The organism is Pseudomonas sp. 15C, from assembly GCF_055484735.1.
Window position 1 is genome coordinate 36,300 of the sequence record NZ_JBUDGD010000037.1, and the last position, 20,470, is coordinate 56,769.

At 56.7% G+C, this 20,470-nt stretch carries 18 protein-coding genes and 3 pseudogenes; 4 read left to right on the top strand and 17 right to left on the bottom strand.

Features of this window, described 5'->3' with window-relative positions; translation table 11 throughout:
* Nucleotides 1-93: 93 nt before the first annotated feature.
* Entirely contained in the window at nt 94-3,192 is a 3,099-nt protein-coding gene (locus ACYYKW_RS18415) for a multidrug efflux RND transporter permease subunit (protein WP_464990775.1), read from the bottom strand.
* A gap of 15 nt (nt 3,193-3,207) precedes the next feature.
* On the bottom strand, nt 3,208-4,365 hold the full coding sequence (locus tag ACYYKW_RS18420) for an efflux RND transporter periplasmic adaptor subunit (RefSeq protein ID WP_464990776.1): 1,158 nt from the start codon (nt 4,363-4,365) through the stop codon (nt 3,208-3,210).
* A gap of 287 nt (nt 4,366-4,652) precedes the next feature.
* Between ACYYKW_RS18420 and ACYYKW_RS18425 the strand changes: the two genes are divergently transcribed.
* Both ACYYKW_RS18425 and ACYYKW_RS18430 read left to right on the top strand, forming a co-directional pair.
* Entirely contained in the window at nt 4,653-5,354 is a 702-nt protein-coding gene (locus tag ACYYKW_RS18425; protein ID WP_093101750.1) for a response regulator, read from the top strand.
* 4 nt (nt 5,355-5,358) lie between these two features.
* Nucleotides 5,359-6,660 carry an ATP-binding protein gene (locus ACYYKW_RS18430; protein WP_464990777.1) on the top strand — a complete coding sequence of 434 codons (1,302 nt, stop codon included), beginning with the start codon at nt 5,359-5,361 and terminating at the stop codon, nt 6,658-6,660.
* A gap of 134 nt (nt 6,661-6,794) precedes the next feature.
* Here the strand turns inward: ACYYKW_RS18430 and pncA are convergent, their stop codons facing one another.
* The 6 genes from pncA to ACYYKW_RS18460 form a co-directional block, all read right to left on the bottom strand.
* A complete protein-coding gene (pncA, locus tag ACYYKW_RS18435) occupies nt 6,795-7,421 on the bottom strand; it encodes a bifunctional nicotinamidase/pyrazinamidase (RefSeq protein WP_464990778.1) in 627 nt (208 codons plus the stop codon).
* A 46-nt stretch (nt 7,422-7,467) separates the two neighbouring features.
* Nucleotides 7,468-7,923, bottom strand: a complete 456-nt coding sequence (locus tag ACYYKW_RS18440; protein ID WP_464990779.1) for a hypothetical protein — start codon at nt 7,921-7,923, stop codon at nt 7,468-7,470.
* Nucleotides 7,920-8,447: an RNA polymerase sigma factor gene (locus tag ACYYKW_RS18445; RefSeq protein ID WP_464990784.1), complete on the bottom strand. Its 528-nt coding sequence runs from the start codon at nt 8,445-8,447 to the stop codon at nt 7,920-7,922. The genes ACYYKW_RS18440 and ACYYKW_RS18445 overlap by 4 nt, the downstream gene beginning before the upstream one ends.
* Complete coding sequence (locus ACYYKW_RS18450; RefSeq protein WP_157720854.1) at nt 8,447-8,647, bottom strand: hypothetical protein; 201 nt, start codon at nt 8,645-8,647, stop codon at nt 8,447-8,449. The genes ACYYKW_RS18445 and ACYYKW_RS18450 overlap by 1 nt, the downstream gene beginning before the upstream one ends.
* A 378-nt stretch (nt 8,648-9,025) precedes the next feature.
* The gene (locus ACYYKW_RS18455) at nt 9,026-9,475 is read right to left on the bottom strand and encodes a hypothetical protein (protein ID WP_464990780.1); all 450 of its coding nucleotides are present in this window, start codon (nt 9,473-9,475) and stop codon (nt 9,026-9,028) included.
* A 209-nt stretch (nt 9,476-9,684) separates the two neighbouring features.
* Nucleotides 9,685-10,023, bottom strand: coding sequence for a DUF2834 domain-containing protein (locus ACYYKW_RS18460; RefSeq protein WP_464990781.1), 339 nt, complete (start codon nt 10,021-10,023; stop codon nt 9,685-9,687).
* 249 nt (nt 10,024-10,272) lie between these two features.
* Here ACYYKW_RS18460 and ilvA point away from each other — a divergent pair.
* Nucleotides 10,273-11,262: pseudogene (ilvA, locus tag ACYYKW_RS18465) on the top strand (threonine ammonia-lyase, biosynthetic); the annotation flags it as partial.
* Nucleotides 11,263-11,292: 30 nt separating this feature from the next.
* Here ilvA and ACYYKW_RS18470 read toward each other — a convergent pair.
* Nucleotides 11,293-11,596: pseudogene (locus ACYYKW_RS18470) on the bottom strand (NIPSNAP family protein).
* Between the two features lie 21 nt (nt 11,597-11,617).
* Nucleotides 11,618-12,103, bottom strand: a complete 486-nt coding sequence (gene eco / locus ACYYKW_RS18475; protein ID WP_093101741.1) for a serine protease inhibitor ecotin — start codon at nt 12,101-12,103, stop codon at nt 11,618-11,620.
* A gap of 365 nt (nt 12,104-12,468) precedes the next feature.
* Between eco and ACYYKW_RS18480 the strand changes: the two genes are divergently transcribed.
* Nucleotides 12,469-12,738: a DUF1652 domain-containing protein gene (locus tag ACYYKW_RS18480; RefSeq protein WP_093101740.1), complete on the top strand. Its 270-nt coding sequence runs from the start codon at nt 12,469-12,471 to the stop codon at nt 12,736-12,738.
* Here ACYYKW_RS18480 and ACYYKW_RS18485 read toward each other — a convergent pair.
* The 7 genes and pseudogenes from ACYYKW_RS18485 to ACYYKW_RS18515 all read right to left on the bottom strand — a co-directional run.
* Complete coding sequence (locus ACYYKW_RS18485) at nt 12,735-13,133, bottom strand: hypothetical protein (protein ID WP_093101739.1); 399 nt, start codon at nt 13,131-13,133, stop codon at nt 12,735-12,737. The genes ACYYKW_RS18480 and ACYYKW_RS18485 overlap by 4 nt on opposite strands.
* 89 nt (nt 13,134-13,222) lie before the next feature.
* Nucleotides 13,223-13,489, bottom strand: a complete 267-nt coding sequence (locus tag ACYYKW_RS18490) for a DUF2790 domain-containing protein (RefSeq protein WP_093101738.1) — start codon at nt 13,487-13,489, stop codon at nt 13,223-13,225.
* 449 nt (nt 13,490-13,938) lie between these two features.
* Nucleotides 13,939-14,910, bottom strand: coding sequence for a tetratricopeptide repeat protein (locus tag ACYYKW_RS18495; protein WP_093101737.1), 972 nt, complete (start codon nt 14,908-14,910; stop codon nt 13,939-13,941).
* Between the two features lie 48 nt (nt 14,911-14,958).
* On the bottom strand, nt 14,959-15,933 hold the full coding sequence (locus ACYYKW_RS18500) for a tetratricopeptide repeat protein (RefSeq protein WP_093101736.1): 975 nt from the start codon (nt 15,931-15,933) through the stop codon (nt 14,959-14,961).
* Nucleotides 15,934-15,942: 9 nt separating this feature from the next.
* Nucleotides 15,943-19,209: a hypothetical protein gene (locus ACYYKW_RS18505; RefSeq protein ID WP_464990782.1), complete on the bottom strand. Its 3,267-nt coding sequence runs from the start codon at nt 19,207-19,209 to the stop codon at nt 15,943-15,945.
* 32 nt (nt 19,210-19,241) lie between these two features.
* Nucleotides 19,242-20,105 (bottom strand): DUF4123 domain-containing protein, encoded by an 864-nt coding sequence (locus ACYYKW_RS18510; protein WP_093101734.1) that lies wholly within the window; start codon nt 20,103-20,105, stop codon nt 19,242-19,244.
* Nucleotides 20,096-20,470 (bottom strand): annotated as a pseudogene (locus tag ACYYKW_RS18515) (type VI secretion system tip protein VgrG); the annotation flags it as partial. The pseudogene ACYYKW_RS18515 and the gene ACYYKW_RS18510, both read right to left, overlap by 10 nt.

The window sequence follows — 20,470 nt, forward strand, 5'->3', positions numbered from 1 at the left end:
TGTGGAAGCGAGCCTGCTCGCGAAAGCGTCGGTACATTCAAAATTGATGTTGACCGATCGCATTCGCGAGCAGGCTCGCTCCCGCAATTGGGATCAGTGGGGCTTGGTGAATCGTTGTACGAGCTTCATCACAACAACAAAGAACACCGGCACGAAGATGACCGCAAGTGTCGCGGTGATCATTCCGCCAATTACCCCGGTGCCGATCGCCTGCTGGCTGGCCGAGCTGGCGCCAGTAGCGATCGCCAGCGGCACCACGCCGAGAATGAACGCCAGCGACGTCATCACGATTGGCCGCAACCGCAAGCGTGCTGCCTGCAACGTCGCATCGATGAGATCATGACCGTCGTCATACAAGCTCTTGGCGAACTCGATGATCAGGATTGCATTCTTCGCCGACAGGCCAATGATGGTTATCAGCCCGACCTTGAAGAACACATCGTTGGGCATGCCGCGCAACGTCACGGCCAACACCGCGCCGAGCACGCCCAGCGGCACGACCAGCAACACCGAAGTCGGAATCGACCAGCTCTCATACAGCGCCGCCAGACACAGAAACACCACCAGCAGCGACAAACCGAGCAGGATCGGCGCCTGGTTGCCGGACAAGCGTTCCTGCAGCGACAGACCGGTCCATTCCTGGCCCAGGCCTTTCGGCCCTTGCGCAACCAGACGCTCGATTTCCGCCATGGCCTCACCGGTACTGTGCCCCGCTGACGGTTCACCGGAAATCGCAATCGCCGGATAACCGTTGTAGCGAGTCAACTGCGCCGGGCCCTGAATCCAGTTGGCCTGCACGAACGCCGACAGCGGCACCATGTGACCGGTGTTGTTGCGCACATGCATTTTCAGCAGATCGTCGACCTGACTGCGTTGGTCGCCTTCTGCTTGCACGACAACGCGCTGCATCCGACCTTGATTGGGGAAGTCGTTGATGTAACTCGACCCCACCGCTGTCGACAGGGCGTTACCTATGTCCGCGAAGGAAACGCCCAACGCGTTCGCCTGTTTGCGATCAACGACTAGCTGAACCTGTGGTGCTTCGGCCAACGCGCTTTCACGCACATTCATCAGCACCGGGCTTTTTTCCGCGGCGGCAAGCAATTCACTGCGCGCCTGCATCAACGTCGCATGGCCGAGCCCGCCACGATCCTGCAAACGGAACTCGAAACCGCTCGATGTACCGAGACCATCCACGGGCGGTGGCAGGACCGAAAACGCCATGGCGTCCTTGACTTCGCTCAAGGCGACGTTGGCGCGATCGGCAATCGAACTGGCGGAATCTTCACTGCCGCGCTGCGACCAATCCTTCAACGTCGAAAACGCCAAGGCTGCGTTCTGGCCGCTACCGGAGAAACTGAAACCGAGAATCACCACACTGTCACTGATACCCGGTTCGCCGGCGTTATGTGCTTCAAGCTGCTCGGCCACGGCCACCGTACGATTCTTGGTCGCACCGGGCGGCAGTTGAATGTCGGTAATGGTGTAGCCCTGATCTTCCACCGGCAGGAACGAAGAGGGCAGGCGCGCGAAGCAAAAGCCCAGTCCGACCAGCAGCACGACGTAAATCAGCAGGTAGCGACCGCTGCGTTTCAGCGCAAGGCCGACCCAGCCCTGATAGCGGTCAGTCAGTCGCTCGAAGCGCCGGTTGAACCAGCCGAAAAATCCGGACTTTTCATGATGCTCGCCTTTGGCAATCGGCTTGAGCAATGTGGCGCACAGCGCCGGGGTCAGCGTCAGGGCGAGGAATGCCGAGAACAGGATCGACGTCGCCATCGACAGTGAGAACTGCTGGTAAATCACCCCGACCGAGCCCTGCATGAATGCCATCGGAATAAACACTGCGACCAGCACCAGCGTGATACCGATGATCGCTCCGGTAATCTGCGTCATGGCTTTGCGCGTGGCCTCCTTGGGTGACAAGCCTTCACTGGCCATGATCCGCTCGACGTTTTCCACCACGACAATGGCGTCGTCGACCAGAATGCCGATCGCCAGCACCATACCGAACATGGTCAGCACGTTGATCGAGAAGCCCAGCGCAAGCATGGTCGCAAAAGTGCCCATCAGTGCCACCGGCACGACCAGCGTCGGGATCAGCGTGTAGCGCACGTTCTGCAGGAACAGGAACATCACCGCAAACACCAGCAGCATCGCTTCGCCAAGGGTGTAAACCACCTTGGTAATCGAGACTTTGACGAAGGGCGAGGTGTCGTACGGGATCTTGTATTCAACGCCTGCCGGGAAGTAGCGCGACAGTTCATCCATCTTCGCCCGCACCAGTGTTGCGGTGTTCAGCGCGTTGGCGCCCGGCGACAGTTGTACGCCAACCGCTGTCGAAGGCTTGCCGTTCAAGCGCGTACCGAACTGGTATTCCTGGCTGCCGATCTCGACTCGCGCCACGTCGCCGACGCGCACGGTGGAGCCGTCGCGATTGGCCTTGAGCACGATGTCGGCGAACTCTTGCGGCGTCGATAACTGACCTTTCACCAGAATGGTTGCGGTGATTTCCTGCGACGCCGGTGACGGCAAGTCACCGATACTGCCGGCAGAGACTTGCGCGTTCTGCGCGACGATGGCGGCGTTGACATCGGCGGGCGTCAGGTCGAAAGCGATCAGCTTCTGCGGATCGATCCAGATGCGCATGGCCCGTTCGGCGCCATACAGTTGAGCCTTGCCGACGCCCTCCAGACGCTTGATCTCGTTCATCACGTTGCGCGCCAGATAATCGCTGAGCGCGACGTCATCGAGCTTGCCGTCACTGGACGTCAGGGTGATCAGCAACAGGAAGCCCGAGGAGACTTTCTCCACCTGCAGGCCTTGCTGGTTGACCGCTTGCGGCAGGCGCGACTCGACCACTTTGAGACGGTTTTGCACATCGACCTGCGCCAGTTCCGGGTTGGTGCCGGGCTGGAACGTGGCTTTGATCGTCGCGCTGCCGAGGCTGCTTTGCGATTCGAAGTACAGCAGATGATCGGCGCCGTTGAGCTCTTCTTCGATCAGGCTGACCACGCTTTCGTCGACAGTCTGCGCCGAGGCGCCGGGGTAAACGGCATAGATCTCGATCTGCGGCGGCGCGACATCAGGGTACTGCGCCACCGGTAATTGCGGGATGGCCAACGCACCGGCCAACAGGATGAACAGCGCGACGACCCAGGCGAATACCGGGCGATCGATGAAGAACTGCGGCATGAAAAAGCGTCCTGCTTACTGACCCGAGGTCTGGGCAATGGGAAGAGGGCTGTCGTCGATCTGCACAGTTTCGCCGGGGCGCGCGTGTTGCAGGCCTTCGACGACGATGCGGTCGCCGGGCTTGAGACCACTGGTGACGATCCAGCGGTTGTTCTGCACGGCGCCCAGTTGCACGGGTTGCTGGGCGACGCGCATCTGTTCATCGACAATCAGCACCTGGGCGATGCCGGCGCTGTCACGCTGCACGGCGCGTTGCGGCACGGTAATGCCATTGGCGATCGTTGCCTGTTCCAGACGTACGCGGATGAAACTGCCAGGCAGCAAGTCGAGATCGGGGTTGGGGAATTCGCTGCGCAAGATGATCTGCCCGGTGCCCGGATCGACGGTGATGTCGCTGAACAGCAACTTGCCCGGCAGCGGATACAGGCTGCCGTCGTCCTGGATCAGGGTGGCTTTGACTTGATCCTGACCGACTTCCTGCAATTGCCCGGAGCGGAACGCACGGCGCAATTCGTTGAGTTCGCGGGTGGACTGGGTGAGGTCGGCGTGGATCGGATTGAGTTGCTGAATCAGCGCCAGCGGGGTGGTTTCGTTCTGCCCGACCAAGGCCCCTTCGGTCACCAGCGCGCGGCCGACGCGACCGGAAATCGGTGCCGTGACGGTGGCGTAGCCGAGATTCAGTTTCGCCCGTTCCACCGCTGCTTTATTTGCCGCGACGTCGGCTGCGGTCTGCCGGGCATTGGCGCGGGCGTTGTCGTAGTCCTGAGCGCTGATGGCCTTATCGTCGATCAGCTGCGCATAGCGCTGCTCTTGCAGTTTCGCCTGAAAGGCATTGGCTTCAGCCTTGCGTAGCGCGGCTTCGGCGCTGTCGAGGTCGGCTTTGAAGGGGGCCGGGTCGATGCGGAACAACACGTCGCCCTTTTTCACGTCGCTGCCTTCGCGAAAGGTCCGTTGCAGGACCACGCCGGCAACCCGAGCGCGGACTTCGGCAATCCGTGGCGCGGCAATGCGCCCGCTGAGTTCGCTGCTGAGCGTCAGGGGATGCGCCTCGACCGTCTCGATACGCACCGTAGCCGGTGGCGCCTGCACCTCGGCGTCCGACGACGAATCACAGGCGCTCAACGTCAGCGCCAGCGCGATCAGGCCGAGCCCGGCCAGCAGTTTGTTCGACATGTACAACCCCCAATATTGAAGTCCGCATCCTACGGGCAGACGCCGAGATTAGCGGTGAAGCTTTGTAGGCGCTGTGTGAAATTGTGTAAGGGTTTTGCTCGGGGAGGGGTGAGGGCGTATATCCTGCAAGCCTTGAAATTTATTGCGACAGATAAAGCATCGCCAGCAGGCTGGCTCCCACAGTGTTACCGGGTGTTCACAAGATCTGTGTTCACAGCCAGACCTGTGGGAGGCAGCCTGCTGGCGATAGCGGTCGAACCGTCGCCACAGCATTTTCTGGATCACCCATGCCCAACATCCTCCTCGTCGAAGACGACACCGCCCTCGCCGAACTGATTTCCAGCTACCTGGAGCGCAACGGTTATTCCGTCAGCGTCATCGGCCGTGGCGACCACGTGCGCGAGCGGGCGCGGGCCAATCCGCCGGATCTGGTGATCCTCGACCTGATGCTGCCGGGCCTCGACGGCTTGCAGGTGTGCCGCTTGCTGCGCGCCGATTCGGCGACGCTGCCGATCCTGATGCTCACCGCCCGCGATGACAGTCATGATCAGGTGCTGGGCCTGGAGATGGGCGCCGACGATTACGTCACCAAACCGTGCGAGCCGCGCGTACTGCTGGCACGCGTGCGCACGCTGTTGCGCCGCAGCAGTCTGGGCGAGCCGCAAACGGTCAATGACCGTATCGTCATGGGCAATCTGTGCATCGACCTGTCCGAGCGCACCGTGACCTGGCGCGAACAACCGGTGGAGCTGTCCAGTGGCGAATACAATCTGTTGGTGGTGCTGGCCCGGCATGCCGGCGAAGTGCTCAGCCGCGACCAGATCCTGCAACGCCTGCGCGGTATCGAATTCAACGGCACCGACCGTTCGGTGGACGTGGCGATTTCCAAGCTGCGGCGCAAATTCGACGACCATGCCGGCGAGGCGCGCAAAATCAAGACCGTGTGGGGCAAGGGCTATCTGTTCAGCCGCTCCGAATGGGAATGCTGAGCTGATGTTTCGCATCCTGTTTCGCCTGTATTTGGTGACGATCGTCTCCTACAGTGCGGCGATCTATCTGGTGCCGGATCTGGTGGTGATGGCGTTCAGAGAACGCTTCGTCACGTACAACCTCGACTATTCGCGCGGTCTGCAATCGTTGATCACCCGCCAGTTTCATGCGGTGCCGCAGGATCAGTGGCCAGCCCTGGCGGCGTCGTTGGACAAGGATTTTCAGCCGCTGCACATCGTCCTCGCTCGAATTGATGACGCACAGTTCACTCACATCGAGCGGGAGCGCCTGCGCCGTAAGGAAAACGTCGTGCGCATCGGCGATTGGGGCTGGCGCACGCTGGCGGTCGCGGCGCTGGACGACACCACCGCGGTGAAGATGGTCGTACCGCCCGATCCGGTTGATGTCGATCTTTTGTACTGGAGCATCAATGTGCTGATTGGCGCGACATTGCTCGCCTGTCTGCTGATGTGGTTGCGTCCGCACTGGCGCGATCTGGAACGCCTCAAAGGCACCGCCGAACGTTTCGGCAAAGGCCATTTGAGCGAGCGCACGCATATCGCGCCAAGCTCGAACATCGGCAGCCTCGCGCATGTCTTCGACACCATGGCCGGCGACATCGAAAAACTGCTCAATCAGCAGCGTGATCTGCTTAACGCCGTGTCCCATGAACTGCGCACGCCATTGACGCGTCTGGATTTCGGCCTGGCGCTGGCGCTGTCCGACGACCTGCCGGCCGCCAGCCGCGAGCGCTTGCAAGGGCTGGTCGCGCACATTCGCGAGCTGGATGAGCTGGTGCTGGAGTTGCTGTCCTACAGCCGTTTGCAGAATCCGGCGCAGCTACCCGAACAGGTCGAGGTGGCGCTGGACGAATTTATCGACAGCATTCTGGGCAGTGTCGACGAAGAGCTGGAATCTCCTGAGATCGTCATTGATGTGTTGCTGCACGGTCAGCTCGAACGCTTTTCACTCGATCCGCGCCTGACCGCGCGTGCCATTCAGAACCTGTTGCGCAACGCCATGCGCTATTGCGAAAGCCGTATTCAGATTGGTGTGCAGGTCAATGCCGAGGGCTGTGAGATCTGGGTCGACGACGACGGCATCGGTATTCCCGACGATGAGCGCGAGCGGATATTCGAGCCGTTTTATCGACTTGATCGCAGTCGGGATCGGGCTACGGGCGGGTTTGGTCTTGGCCTGGCGATCAGCCGTCGGGCACTGGAAGCGCAGGGTGGCACACTGACCGTCGAACCTTCACCGCTGGGTGGGGCGCGGTTCAGGTTGTGGCTGCCGACGAAAGCCTGAGGTTCCAACGCCTCAGATATCAGTGTGTCTCGTGTGAGCGAGCCTGCTCGCGAAGGCGTCGGATCAGTCGACTTATGCTTCGCTCATAGACCGCCATCGCGAGCTGGCTCGCTCCCACAGGGAGCTTGCGTTGTTCAGGCGAGTTCTGTCGATTGAATCAACTCAACGCCGGCGCTCTGCATTCTCTCCAGCGCCGACTGCAGTGATCCATTCAAATCGATTGCCCGACACGCATCCAGCACCACATAAGCATTGAAACCCGCCGCTCGGGCATCCAGCGCGGAAAACATCACACAGAAATCCAGCGCCAGTCCGACCATGTAAACGGTGTCGATGCCGCGTTCTTTGAGATAGCCCGAAAGTCCGGTAGTGGTATAGCGATCGGCTTCCAGGAATGCCGAATAGCTGTCGATATCAGGATTGCAGCCCTTGCGGATGATCAACTGGGCGTGCGGCAAGTCGAGTTGAGGGTGAAACTCGGCGCCGGCTGTGCCTTGCACACAGTGCTCGGGCCACAACGTTTGTTCGCCATAGGGCAGTTGAACGCTATCGAAGGGTTGCTTGCCAGGATGCCTGCAGGCAAACGAAGCGTGGCCCGACGGGTGCCAGTCCTGGGCGATGATGACCTGGCTGAACTGCCGGGCGAGCCGGTTGATCAACGGCACAATAAGATCACCTTCCGGCACTGGCAATTGCCCGCCGGGGACGAAATCGTTTTGCACGTCGATCACCAACAACGCGGTACGGGTTGAATCAGGCATCGCTTGTCCTCCTTGAAAACAGTCGCTCAGCATAGACCAGGGTAGTTCATGCGCCGAGACGGCTTTTCAACAATTTCGCCTTGCTTTCAAGTTCTGGCGCAGCGTCGTGCCCGCTCGTGGGCCGGCGCTTGGATCCCGCGTCCCGAGCGGGTAGCGAACCGTGGTTTGACCGTGTTGCCTGCCAGCCAAGGAACGCGCGATCGGCCAGAACACCGCCGGCAAACAAAGCTGCTGCGGCGGCAGCAATAAACCAGCGCCGGCTCAGCTCTGGCTGTTCAGGCGAAGGAATCGCGTCCAGCCGCGCCTGCAAACGTTCGAGCGGTGCCTGTTGTGCCAGCTCGTCGTAGGCTTTTTGGTAGGGCAGGTTAGCCCGACTGAGCCACTGCACGCGCAGGTTGAGCAGCGCGTCGTCCGCGATGGCCTGTTCCAGCGGGCTGCGTTGCTCGGCGCCGAGTTCATTGTCCAGCCAGGCGACCAGTTGCTCATCCGAAGGTGTCTTCATGAGTGGTTGGCCCCGGTAGAGGTCGAAACCGTGTACAGCGGTGGGTATTCAGCCAGTTTCAACCGGGCGGTGGCCAACCGCGTCACGACTGTCGCAACTGGAATTTGCAGAATTTCGGCGACTTCGCTGTAGGAAAAACCTTCGACGTAAGCCAGATAAACCGTCTCGCGCTGGGTTTCCGGTAAGGCGTTCACACGGCGAATGACCTGTGCAGCCATTAAGTGGGGTTTCGCAGCAAATGCGTTGTCAGCCTCTGTGCCATACCGGGCCGGTTCCTGACGCACCCGGCGCGTGCGCACTTCGCTGATCCAGATTGAATGCAGCAGGCCCAACAACCATCGCTCCATACGCGTGCCCGCCACATACTGCCCCGCGTGTTCGAGTGCGCGCACGCAGGTCCCGTGCACCAGATCCTCAGCCACATGCCGATTGCGCGACAACAGCAAACCGTAGCGCCACAGTCGCGCCAGATGCTGTCCGAGTTCTGCTCTGAACGCCTGCTCGCTGATGGCGACTTCCCTTATCAATGTTCAGGTTGTGATGAGTCGTGGACGGCACTGGTTTGCAACGCGCATTTCTGCGATTTGCTGTCCCAGACCTGACCTTTCGGGCATTCGGGTTTTTGCACCGGCTGGCCTTTTTCTTCGGTAGCCAGCGCCAACGGGCTGGAGATCACCGCGACCAACAGCCACGGGGCGGCGAACATAACGGAACGGATAGTCATGGGCAAGGCTCCACAGAAGGTTGAGTCCGCGCGGGAACAAAACCGGGTGAAATTCTGTTCATACATAGCCAGTGACTGTTCAGGGAGCGGATAAATTCAAGCGCTATGCTCGGGTGGGTCTGCCGTCGATCCGATGTTTTGCTGTAGGGAGCATTGCCATGAACGATCAGGCCCATCATTCAGCGGCGAGCGGGTACAAGAGCGCCGCTGACACCTATGTCAAAGGCGCTGGTTGTAGCAGAGCCGCAATTGCGCAGCAGGGACGTGGTCAGGGTACCCTATGAAACGGCTGCGCTTGTGGCAGTCAAACGGGGCTGAGGCGGGCAGGCACCCTGAAAGCAGAGTCGCGCGTCGGGGTTTGTCAAAGGGGTCAGGCTCTTAAGGTGTCAGGCCTTTCATGACGAACCGGCCATTCTTGATCACGACGGTTTCCACACTTTTTTGGAGTTTAGCGCTGAACTCGACGCTGCCCTCCAGTCGCGGATCTTCCTCTGTCGGTGCAACTTTCAGGATCAAGGTGCCACTCGTTGCCCAATAGATTTTTGGATCGTTCAAAGTGCCAAAAGCATAGCTTGCTCGATATTTACCATTTTCGGTCAGCGTATAGGTGTCTGGAGTTGTTCCTTCAGGAAAGTAAACACTCAAAGCGGCTTGTCGTTGAGGCAGCGGTTCGGGAAAAGTCTGAATGCCTATAGCTTGCCAATAAGGATCAGGCACCGGATTGGAACTGATGGCCAGTTTCACATCCGTCGTATAGAACGTCGGGCTTTCGCCATCGATCGTATCAGCAGAGAACTCTCCAGTAGTTTGGTTCTTGGAAGCTGTCATCGCTAATGCTCCTTATGCACGAACTAAAGTGGGAGCGAACTCCCGGTCAAGGCTCAAGCTACTGCATCAGGATCTGCGGCATAACTGTCAGAGTTGACAGTTGACAGGCGAACTATTCGGGAATTTTTAATCGAAGCTGTGACTCCCTGCTTCGCATCGTTACACAAGAAAACGAACCTGCTCGCAATTGCAATTTGCGCGACAACCGATCAGCCCACGCGAGCCAGATTCGCAGCCTTCCGGTTGCGCTCGCGAACCCCACGTATCACCAGATACAACAACGGCCCAATCGAAACAAAAGCCGCCGTCAGCAAAAGATAAGGGGCCACCGACCAAACCGACTGCCCGCGCGACCTGGCGTCCTTGACCATCCAGACGCCCGCCAGTGTGGCCAGCAAGTACAGATCGATAACAACCTGCGCAGTGTCCGGACGCGACATCAGGCTGATGCCATAATCGATTAACGACTGTTCGGCCTGGAGCATCACTGAAACGGTGTAACTACCAAAAGCGAGCAAAGCCGTGAGGGGCAGGGCGATGGAGATCATGCGTGCCTTCCTTGGTGCGATGAGAGAGTCGCCACACTAACGCTTCCGGCTGAATTTGGCCATTGACTCGCCCGCAGCGCGCAGGCTACTTTCCGTTCCATGACTTCCACCGTATTGCGCTGCCAGCCAAGCATTATTACCGCCATTCCTCATTTGGCGGGCTAGCTCACGACTGCAGCACCCAACCCGCCCTAGAGGCGGGTTTTCACTTTCTGTCTCCGGGGTTTTGAAAAACGTCAGGAGACGACCATGCCGCACAGCCCCGACCAGCAAGCCCTGCTTGAGCAATACGTAAAAAAGATCCTTGCTGCGTCGGTGTATGACATTGCCGTGCGCACGCCATTGCAAGCGGCGCCGGCGCTGTCGGATGCGCTGGGCAATCGGGTTCTGCTCAAGCGTGAGGACTTACAGCCGACGTTCTCCTTCAAGATCCGTGGCGCCTACAACAAACTGGTGCAACTGAGCGAAGAGCAGAAAGCGCGCGGGGTCATCACAGCCTCGGCCGGCAACCATGCCCAGGGGGTGGCGCTGGCGGCACGCGAACTGGGCATCACGGCGACGATCGTCATGCCGTCCACCACGCCGGAACTCAAGGTCCAAGGCGTGCGCAGTCGGGGAGCGGAAGCGCTGCTGCATGGCGAGAGTTTTCCGTTTGCACTGGCCCATGCGCTGCAACTGGCCGAACTCAGCGGACGCACCTTCGTCTCGCCATTCGATGACCCAGAGGTGATTGCCGGGCAGGGCACCGTGGCGATGGAAATTCTTCGGCAGCATCAGGGCGCGCTCGACGCAATCTTTGTTCCTGTGGGCGGTGGCGGGCTGATTGCCGGAATCGCCGCTTACGTCAAATACCTGCGCCCGGAAGTGCGCATCATCGGCGTTGAATCCGAACACTCGGCGTGCCTGAAAGCTGCGCTGGAAGCGGATCAACGTGTGGTTTTGCCCAGTGTTGGCACTTTCGCCGATGGTGTCGCGGTCGCACAAATCGGCGCGTTTGGCTTCGAAGTCTGCCGATTTTGCGTGGACGAAGTCATCACGGTCAGCAACGACGACCTCTGTGCGGCGATCAAGAACATCTACGACGACACGCGCTCGATCACCGAGCCTTCGGGCGCACTGGCAGTGGCGGGCATCAAGCAATACGTGGGCCGAACGGGTGCGCAGGGGCACACTTTCGTGGCGATTGATTCGGGCGCCAATATCAACTTCGACAGTCTGCGTCATGTCGCCGAGCGCGCCGCGGTGTGCGGCGTCCCTGCTTGATGAACGTTACGGCAGCATTGGGCGCAGGAAGCTGCGCTCGTAACTGACGATGAATTTCTTCTCTACAAGATTGGCAACCAGTGCGGTGCTTTCCGCATCGGTCATCGCAACGTGACGATAGCTTTCGTAGTCTGCCAGCGAAGGAAAGCTGAACAGACAATAAGCGATATTGCTCGCCTTCGGACGGAAGAAAGTAACCATGATGGGTGCCGCCCAAACGCTCGACGATACCGAGCCAGGCTTTGGCGTAATCTTCGAACTCGGTCAACTGATAGGGATCGATGACGTATCTGACGTGGCAGGTAATCAAGCCGTACACTCCTTGTTGTGGTTATTCCGGCAGCGCCGTGCCGACTTTTTCAGATGCCGACCAGATCCGATAACGCACTTCTACGTCCGATGGTGCGTAGACCACAACGGGTAATTTGCTGTTGTAGCGCAGTTTGAAACCGTCACCGATAACCGGCACGAACACGCGTTTCTTTTGCGAACCGGGCGGGCAAGCCATCATCGTGCTCACCGGGCCGGTTACCTGTTCCAGGCGGTAGAACGGATAACCCCAGCCTTCGAGGTTCTTTTCGACCAGCGCGCCGCCGAGCCGCTGGCGATTGCAATCGACCTCAAGGGTTTTGCCAGCAAGGATTTCGACCTGAAAGTTCTCTTCCTGCTCTTGCTTGGGCAGATGAATGACCTGGCGGGTGAAGCCAGCCTCAGCCTTTGGATAAGGCGCGACATCTTCGAGCTTGGCCGCGTGGGCGAGGGTGGAAAGGCTGGCAACAAGCAGCCCGGTAATCGCGTATGCGCGTAAAGAACCCATGGAAGCCTCCGTGCGGGTGTCGGGGTAGTGAGGGCATTCTTGCCGCCACGGATGCTTAATGCAAATCAGGGCGTACTTGCAAAATGCAGTGCTTGGGCAGGCCTTTCTTGCATTTTGCAAATAGCACAATGCTGGCCAGTGCGCCAAGTGACTGATTTGTAGGGCGTGACAAGCAGCCGATAAAAGGCACGCTTTATGCGTTCTATTAGTGCGGCGCACCGGATTTGGGCGCCTACACTCCAATGGGCATTTCGCAGTACCGCCGCTTGACGCACCCAGGGAAACAGCGGGGACACACCCGCGCAGGGGCGCAACGGTCAGCGTGAATACTTGATTGGCATCTCACAGTAAGGAGAGGGTTCGCCATGTTTCTGTCTGCCTTGGAACTACGCAACATCATCGAAAGCAGTTTTCTGCCGAAACGCTGCCAATGCACGCTGTCGCCGGATCTGTCGATGACCATCAAGGTCTTCGGCGATCATCGGACCGATCAGGTAGACCTGCAGGTCAACGGCATTGATGCGAGCCGGCTCAACAGCTGTCGCGAAATCAACAATCTGGTCGCGGGGCTTCGCTCCGATCTGGCCCAACAAACTGCGCCGCATCAGAGCACCGTCCGCTCGCGAGCGGTTTAACGCACCGTTTCACCCAGCTCGACCGTCACGCGCCGGGCCTGCACAAAACCAAGGCCCAGCGCGAACTCGACCAGCACCGCGAGCAAAATCCCGGGGCCGGCATGACCGTTGAGCCATTCCGCAAAACCCAGCACCGCTAACCCAAGACAACCGACGATAAAACCGTTGCTCAGCGCATTGCGCCCCAGCGACGGCGGTGCATTGCGCACCAGATAAAACATCACCCCCAATGCCGCAAACAGCACTGCACTGCGCCGCGCGACAAAACCGGCCCCCTCGGAATACTCGATGCTCCAGATCGCCAACAGCCGTTCGGGGAAGATGCCCCAGGCCAGCGCCAACAGAAAACACAACGAACACGTGAGACTGGACAACGTGCGAAACGACAACTGCATGGCGAATCCTTGCGGCAGTGAGGAAGGCTTCGAGCATAACCGCCGAAACCCCTCCCGCCTACCGCAAAGCCGCGAATCAGACGTTTCTGTCAGTTCTGTAGCTGGCACGCGTCGGATAATTTCCGGTAGCTGATTTCTTCAGGTCTGCCGTTGTTGTCGATGTATTTCATGTCAGCGGTGATGACCTTGCATTCCAGAGTAGGTGGCTCGGTCAGTGCAATTACCTTCGCTACTTGCAGCGGCATGCCGTACTTGTAGGGCACGGCGTTTGAGGGGGTTGTGTCATTGGCTTGGGCCAGTCCGGTGAATGCGGCGCAGGCGAGGGCGGCTGCGAGCAGTGAAAGACGAATGTTCATGAGAGGACTCCGGTGCGACGGTTCTGGAGTTCGGCGTGATTCACCCGAATCTGCCGCACTGGACAACAGCCAGAATGGTTGAGGGCGTGCGGTTCAGTGGAGTTTTTGACTACGGCGTTAAGGCAGGGTTAACCGGGCTGAATGGTGGCTGTCGGAGGTGTGGGATGGCTTTCTTCCCAAGATCTCGCGAACTCAGACGCAGGCAGGTGCATTGCGTTCTTTGTGCTTCAAGCAAGCGGGCGTGCAGGACGCGCCCACATCAATTGTGCGCTTAACCCGCTGACGCAGGGCAATGACCATAGCAGGGGCGCAGCAACGAATGTTGAGTTACTGCGCGTCGGTTTAATATTTGAATGAGAGCGGAGCGGGAAGGCCTTGGGACGGGCTCGACGCTAACTATTCCTTCCGCTTGTATTATTCGCGTCATTATTGTTTTTGAATAAAGTAATTTATCGGCTTAGTTTGTCAGGGAAGAAAGACAGGGGCGAGTGCGAAGAAGCCCATTCTTTGGAAAGCTTTTTAGCTGCTTCAATCTGTTTAACAGACATTTTAGCCGCGATTCTAGGTAACGTGTATTCAACGTTTTCCTTCATGCCACCCCCTCCGTCTAGCTCGGACAACCAGGATATAAGCGCATAGCCTTTTATAAGGTCGAGGGGATATCCGAATGTATCGGGCTCATGAGCTAGGTCAGCGCCGTATCCGAAAACAGTAGGTGCATACCCTGCTAACGCCGCCTGTTCATTCCAGTGGCGAAATCCCTCAATATCGCCACGTTTATGCAATATTTCACCATATTCCATCATCGACTTAGGGTAACCGCCTTCAGCCGAAAGCTTAAACCACCTTTCAACTGCTTCGCTTCGTTTCCAAGGCAGGAAAAAACCATCACCTTGCCTGAGGGAGACCGCCATCCAATATTGCGCAAATGCATTTCCCGCAGAGGCGGCCTTTTCCAACCAGGTATCATCTAGCGTTATTTCGTACATTAAGCACATCGCCTCCGCGTCTCCAGCCTCGGCTTTTTCTTGAGCAATTTGTTTTGCCCGATTCAACCATTCTACAGGTGGCTTCTGAGAAGGAGCGCAGTCGTTGGATATTTCACACATATCATGCTCAATGCGGCCCAATTGAATCATGGCATACAGATTGTTCTGACTTGCTGAGGCTTCATACCATTTTCTGGCCTCTTTGTTCATGTAATGATTTTTCTTTCGAATTGCTTCGCCTAAATAATACTGTGCTTCAGGGTCGCCTGCCTCTGCTGCGATGGTCAAAAAGGAAATGGCTGAGGCTGTCTTGTATTGGTTGTAGAGGGTAATGCCGTTATCTCTGGCAGATTTCTGCTCGATATCCAGTTGGGCTTCCACGTATGAGGGAAGCAGAGTCATGAATAACAGGAGAACGGCGAAATACTTCATTGGGTTTATCAGTCTGACTCGTCAAAAAAAGATCATGCTAATTAGTCTTCAGCGGCTTAGTTTGTCCGGGTAAAATGAAAGGGGGGGGTGAGTCGCCTTCCATTCTTCTGCAAATCTTTTACCTTTGGTAATTTGCTCAGTTGTCATCTTCGCTTCAATTTTAGGTAGTTTGCTCTCCACTCTTGCTTGTAAACCTCCACCCCCATCTAGCTCCTTCAAGGTGTAAACCAGGGCATAACCTTTTACGACATCGAGCGGGAATCCATAGGTGTCTGGCTCATGAGCAAGATCAGAGCCGTAACCATAAACCGTGGTGGCATAGCTTGCTAAAGCTGCTTGCTCATTCCAATGACGGAATCCCTCAATATCACCTTTTTCATAAAGAAGTGCTCCGTATTCCATCATTGCAGGCGGGTAGCCGCCCTCAGCAGAGGCTTTGAATAATTGTTCAACAGCTTCAGAGCGTTTCCACGGTAGGAATACGCCATCTCCTTGATGGTAGCTTTTAGCTAACAAGTACTGTGAGAATCGGTGATGTTTTGCAGCCGCTTTTTCTAACCAAGTTGTATCGAGTGTTAGCTCATACATGATGTACATGGCTTCTGGGTTTCCATCCTCAGCCTCAGGCTGAGCGATGCTAGATGCTTGATTCAGCCAGTCTGATGGTTTTTTTTCTGTAGGTGGACAGTCTTCTGATAATTTACATAGATCCTTTTGTACTCGTCCAAGCTGGATCATTGCGTAAAGATCCCCTTGAGCAGCTGCCATTTCATACCACTTTTTAGCTTCAGGATTCATATAGCTATTTTTTTGCCGCAACGACTCAGCTAGATAATACTGCGCTTCATGGTCACCAGCCTCTGCCGCTATTCTTAGTAGAGGGGCCGCTGAGACAGCTTTAAGTTGATTGTAAAGGATTACTCCTTGATGTTTTGCTTGCGACTGGTTGGTGTCCAAGTCGGCATTTGCCTGGTTGGCAATGACAAGTATTGATGCGGCTAAAAGTAGTTCTATAAGGCGCATGTTCTTTTCTCAAATGTTACCGGTTGGGGCTATATATTTGGCTGTGCCAGACGGTATGTAAGTTCGGCCGAAGAACTGGGATCTCTGACATTGTCCATCCTTTTTCGCGCCTAGCACTTTTACGTGGGACAAATAATCGGCGCGCATGTCATCACCGGCACGGTTCGTTAGGCGGAGAACCGGGTCCGCCATGAAATTGTCAAGTAAAAGCCTGTTCTCGCAATAAAACTGTTCTGCGTTTGCTGGCTTTATTCCGAACTTATTCATAGACATGCATATGTCTTCAAACTGAGTTTGCGCTTTGTCAACGGTATTGTCTTTCTGCGCGCGTTTCAGGAGCCAAAACAAAATTTTCTCAATGGCTTGCTGTTGCAGTAAATGTGACTCTTCCTCACTATATTTAATCGTATCGTCTTTTTCTGCTGTTTTCCCTGTGGGGCTGGTAATGGTCACAGAAAAATCACTTGGAGGACTGATCAGGGTCAGAAGTAGAGGACCTAAAGCTCCGGGTATAGCGTTTATGCACCACTCCTCGAGTTCATGTTGGTTCTCGTAAGACATAATGGTTTGCGCTATCGCACTGCCTTTGCCTGTTGCAGTTAAGGTCTCATAAAGCGTCATTACCGCATCAGCGCCCATAAGATAAATCATGCGAATATCAAAACCGCCAATGCCCAACGTATTTAACTTTGAAAGGTACGCATAGGTTTCGTCTTCAATGACAAAGTATGGGTTCTGGTTGTTTTTATAGAGTTCTCTACGAAACATGTTAAGCAACTCTGTGACGGCATCGTAGCCGACTTCGAACTTGAAGGAGCCACCGACGCCTGGGCCGGCAATCAACGCTGCTTTGAGCACCAGAATCAAGCGGCCCTCGTGCAGGGAAATACTTGCTTCGGCCCTCGCTCCGAGACCAGCAGCGGCGTTGAGTTCCACGGTCAAACGCGCAAGGCTGAACCATTCGTTGGCTTTCATTCCGGCGGCTTTTCCAGAAACGGGCGCTTTGGTTAGCAAGGCTACTTCGGAGGGTGGAGCCCAGTTTAGTGCTCCGGTGACCATGATCCCGGTTTGAAGGCCAGCGAACAGATTGAATGCGGCTTTTGCGCCGTCCTGTATCTGTAGCGTTTCAGGAACTTTTTTAATTTGGTCGCTTTTTTCAGTTCTCGCATAGCTGCGCTTGTCGGGGTTGCGCACCACCGGTTCCGGAGGCGCCAAATGGAAGCCAGCGTTACCGACATCCAATGCAATTTCCGAAGAAAGCAGCAACGATGCGCCGGCGTAGCCCCAAGCCTTCGCGCCTAGATAGAGCGAAAACCGTCCGAGGTTCATCTTTTGCTGTATATCTTCGGCATTTCGGTAGGTGATGACGATATCCTTCGCGCTAGCACGGTCTGGCAAGTCGACTTTAAAAAGTTCGACCTCACCTCTGGCAAGATCAACGGCAAAGGTGGCCTTGGCCGAGGCTTGGAACCCTTCTGCCAGAGTCCAGCCCGGCCCTTCTACTTTTGTCGACGAGTGGATGGTCTCCGTGGTGGAGGGCATCAGGCAACGAACCAGTTGGGCTTGCGGTGTGATGTCGAAAATCCGGAAGGTCTTGCGTACGTTGTCCTTGAACAACACTTGCTGCAATCGATCCCCCCATTCTTTACGGGTACCAGCGTTCTCCAGCGCAGTGACCTTGTACTTTTTGTTTTCAAGGTAAGCTTTGAATTTTTCGATTTCGAACCACCCTTCGGCGGAGAACCAATCGCTTTCCTGGTCCTTGATTCTTAGCGCGCCTTCGCCTTTCAGCCACTGTCCGAACAAGCTCAGTTCGCTGTCCGTCGCTGCTTTTCCATCGCTGTTGCCCGGACGCTTCGCCAGATCTTTGACTTTGGCGCCAACTTTCTTCCAGTCATCCTTAACGGTCTGTTTGAGTCGTGGTAGCGAATACATGCTGAGGTAAGTCAGCGGTTTTTTCAGGCTGTCCGCCATGCTCATCTCGGCCAACGGAAAGCCGTTTTTGATCAAGCGCTCTTCAGGTCTTGCCTGAAATTGCTCTGGCTCCCACAACAGATGACGGCGAACAGTCGCCGTTGCCACATTGCTCTCAGCCCGAAGACGTAGTTCTTCTTTCGACGCCTGCAAACTGTCCCAGTCGGCACGTTCATTAGTGACCAGGTTGGTGGGCGCTTTTGCTTGTCGACCACTTGCCTCGATCCAGCCTTTGTACTTGGCACTGAGGCGTTCATTGACGTCCTTTTGCTTTTTCTCGAGCGCCATATACTGCTTGAACAGGTCGACACCACCTTCGACTGCTCCGCCCTCAGGAATCAATGCGAACTCCGGCAGGGCAATTCCGTATTGCGCAACGTCGATGATGGCGTCCAGATAAGCGTTGTAGGTAGCTTTCCTTTCCTTGCGTTTGATTTCCTGGTCGCGCACATAGGTGCAGAGCATCAACTGATTGTTAGTGCCGCACATCGCGATGTCGTCGATTCGCTTTTTGTCTTGAACGAGCATCGGCGCGAGCTCTGCCGAGGTTAACGTGGTGAGATCCTTGTCCTCTAACAGCGCTTCTCGCGCTTTCAGGTACTTTTGAACAGCTTCACGAGCCGCAATGGCTTTGGGCGCATAAAGGTTGCCGCTTTCGTACGCGTAGCCTTTTTCCTTGGCGGCGGCAATGGCCATGCGCTTGAGCTTTTGCCATTCGCTATGCATGCCGCGTACGCGGGTTGCTGCATCCCGGGCGGCCATGAATTGGTTTCTTTTGAGTTGGTCTTGTTCAAGGGCGGTAAGCGGGGCGGTAGATTCTGCTGCTGGCGCTGTGGTTGTTAAGTTCTGCTGAGCCTCCAAGAGCGCTGCATCCAGATTGCTGATGTTCGGATGTTGAGCTTCGATTTCAAGCATCCGTGCCTTCTCTTCACCCTCAAGAAAGTTTGCCAGTTTAGGCTCAAGGAAATACTCAAGGAGCCCCGACTCGTATAGACCTTTTTTCCGTTCTTCGGGAGATTTGCTTGAGCTGACCTTCTGCTCCAAGTCACTGGAAGCTTCTTTCAAGGCGGAGTTTGTCCGCTCTGGCAGTAACCAGAAGGACTCATTTTCCGTATCGTAAATTGCACTGCCATAAATGGTGGAGCAGGGCGTTTTCACTTTGTCGTGATCGCTTGGTGTGTCTTCTGGCGCTTCGGGTTGTTCACCTATATCCCGAGGCGGTTTTGCACAAGTTTCATCGGCCACTACCGGTGTTGCAGGTGCCGACTCGGTGTTAGGTGCTGCGCTGGTATTTTGTTCCATTTCGCTTCCATTCATTCTGTACTGACGGGTCATCAAGCAGCGCTGACAGCGAGTTGCTGCAGCTGCTGGACTTTGATGAACGACTCTTCCCTGGATTGCAGGATGGCCATCACTTCTGGCTGCGTTTCGAGCAGAGGGCCGTTGGTGATTGCGCCCAGCTTAAGCAGATGGCGACCTTCATAAATGTTGTGGTCAACCAGCGTCTGGAGGTTCGCCACGAGGTGGGGTAGTTGTTCATCGGTAGGATCACCGTAAGCAGCGTATTGCTCGTCTGCCCAATAAACCCATCCAAGATGCGCTTGAACGCTCGGTGCTTCAGGCGGCAGATTGAAAGCTGAAACGTCGCCCAGCCATTCAAGTTCCGAAACGGCGCGCCAACTCAGCCATCGACCGCGATTACGCCCGAAGTGGGCCGGCGCCGGGCTGTATATACGCTGCCAGGGCCCGAAGAGTTGGTGCAAACTTTCACCGGTGGTATAGGCCAGCGCAGCCCACAGACTAGGTTTGTGATAGCTCAACAAACTCTGGCCGCCAGAACCATCATTGGCCCGCAGGAGCCAACGTGCGTGCGCCAATGACTTGATCGGATCCGCAGTGGTAAGGGCGATGCCAGAGTAGTTCTCTTCGCACAGTTTTGCCGCCTCGGCGGCCAGACGACTGCCCCAAGGTGCGACCAGCCAGAGAGGCCCGTCGGCGGCGATTTCAGCAAAATCGGTATTGAGAAAAAGAGCTTGTGCCTCCACAGGTTCACCGACGCGGTAAAGACGGCTCATGGCCTCTGGCTGGCGGACGCGGTCAATGATGAAACATAACCTCACATCAGAGCTTTCTCTCGGCAGTTCCTCGAATGAGTAACGTGGAGCTTCGAGGAGGGTGCTCAGCGCTTTTACATGCATGTGCAATCCTTACGGCTGCAAGCGCCGTTACTTTGTTTTCCGCACAACGGCGTGATGCCGGACTCGCTCAGGCGCTTGGGTAGCGGAATAGGGACGGTACCAGCCTTATCTGCGTCAGCCACCTTCATCGGCCCCGGCAACAACGGCACCGCCGGCGTGCCCACCCCAGGCGAGCCGCCGGTATTGACCTTCACCTCAGCGCCGCTGATGGTCACGCCACCGGCGTCGACTTTTACGAAGCTGCCGCCGGCCTTGGCGGTCAGTTCCATCGCGCCTTCGACCACCACTCGCTGGCCTGCGTAGTAATGGATTTCGTTGCCAGCCTCAACAAACTGCCCAGTCCCCACCTTCACGTGCTGCGTCAC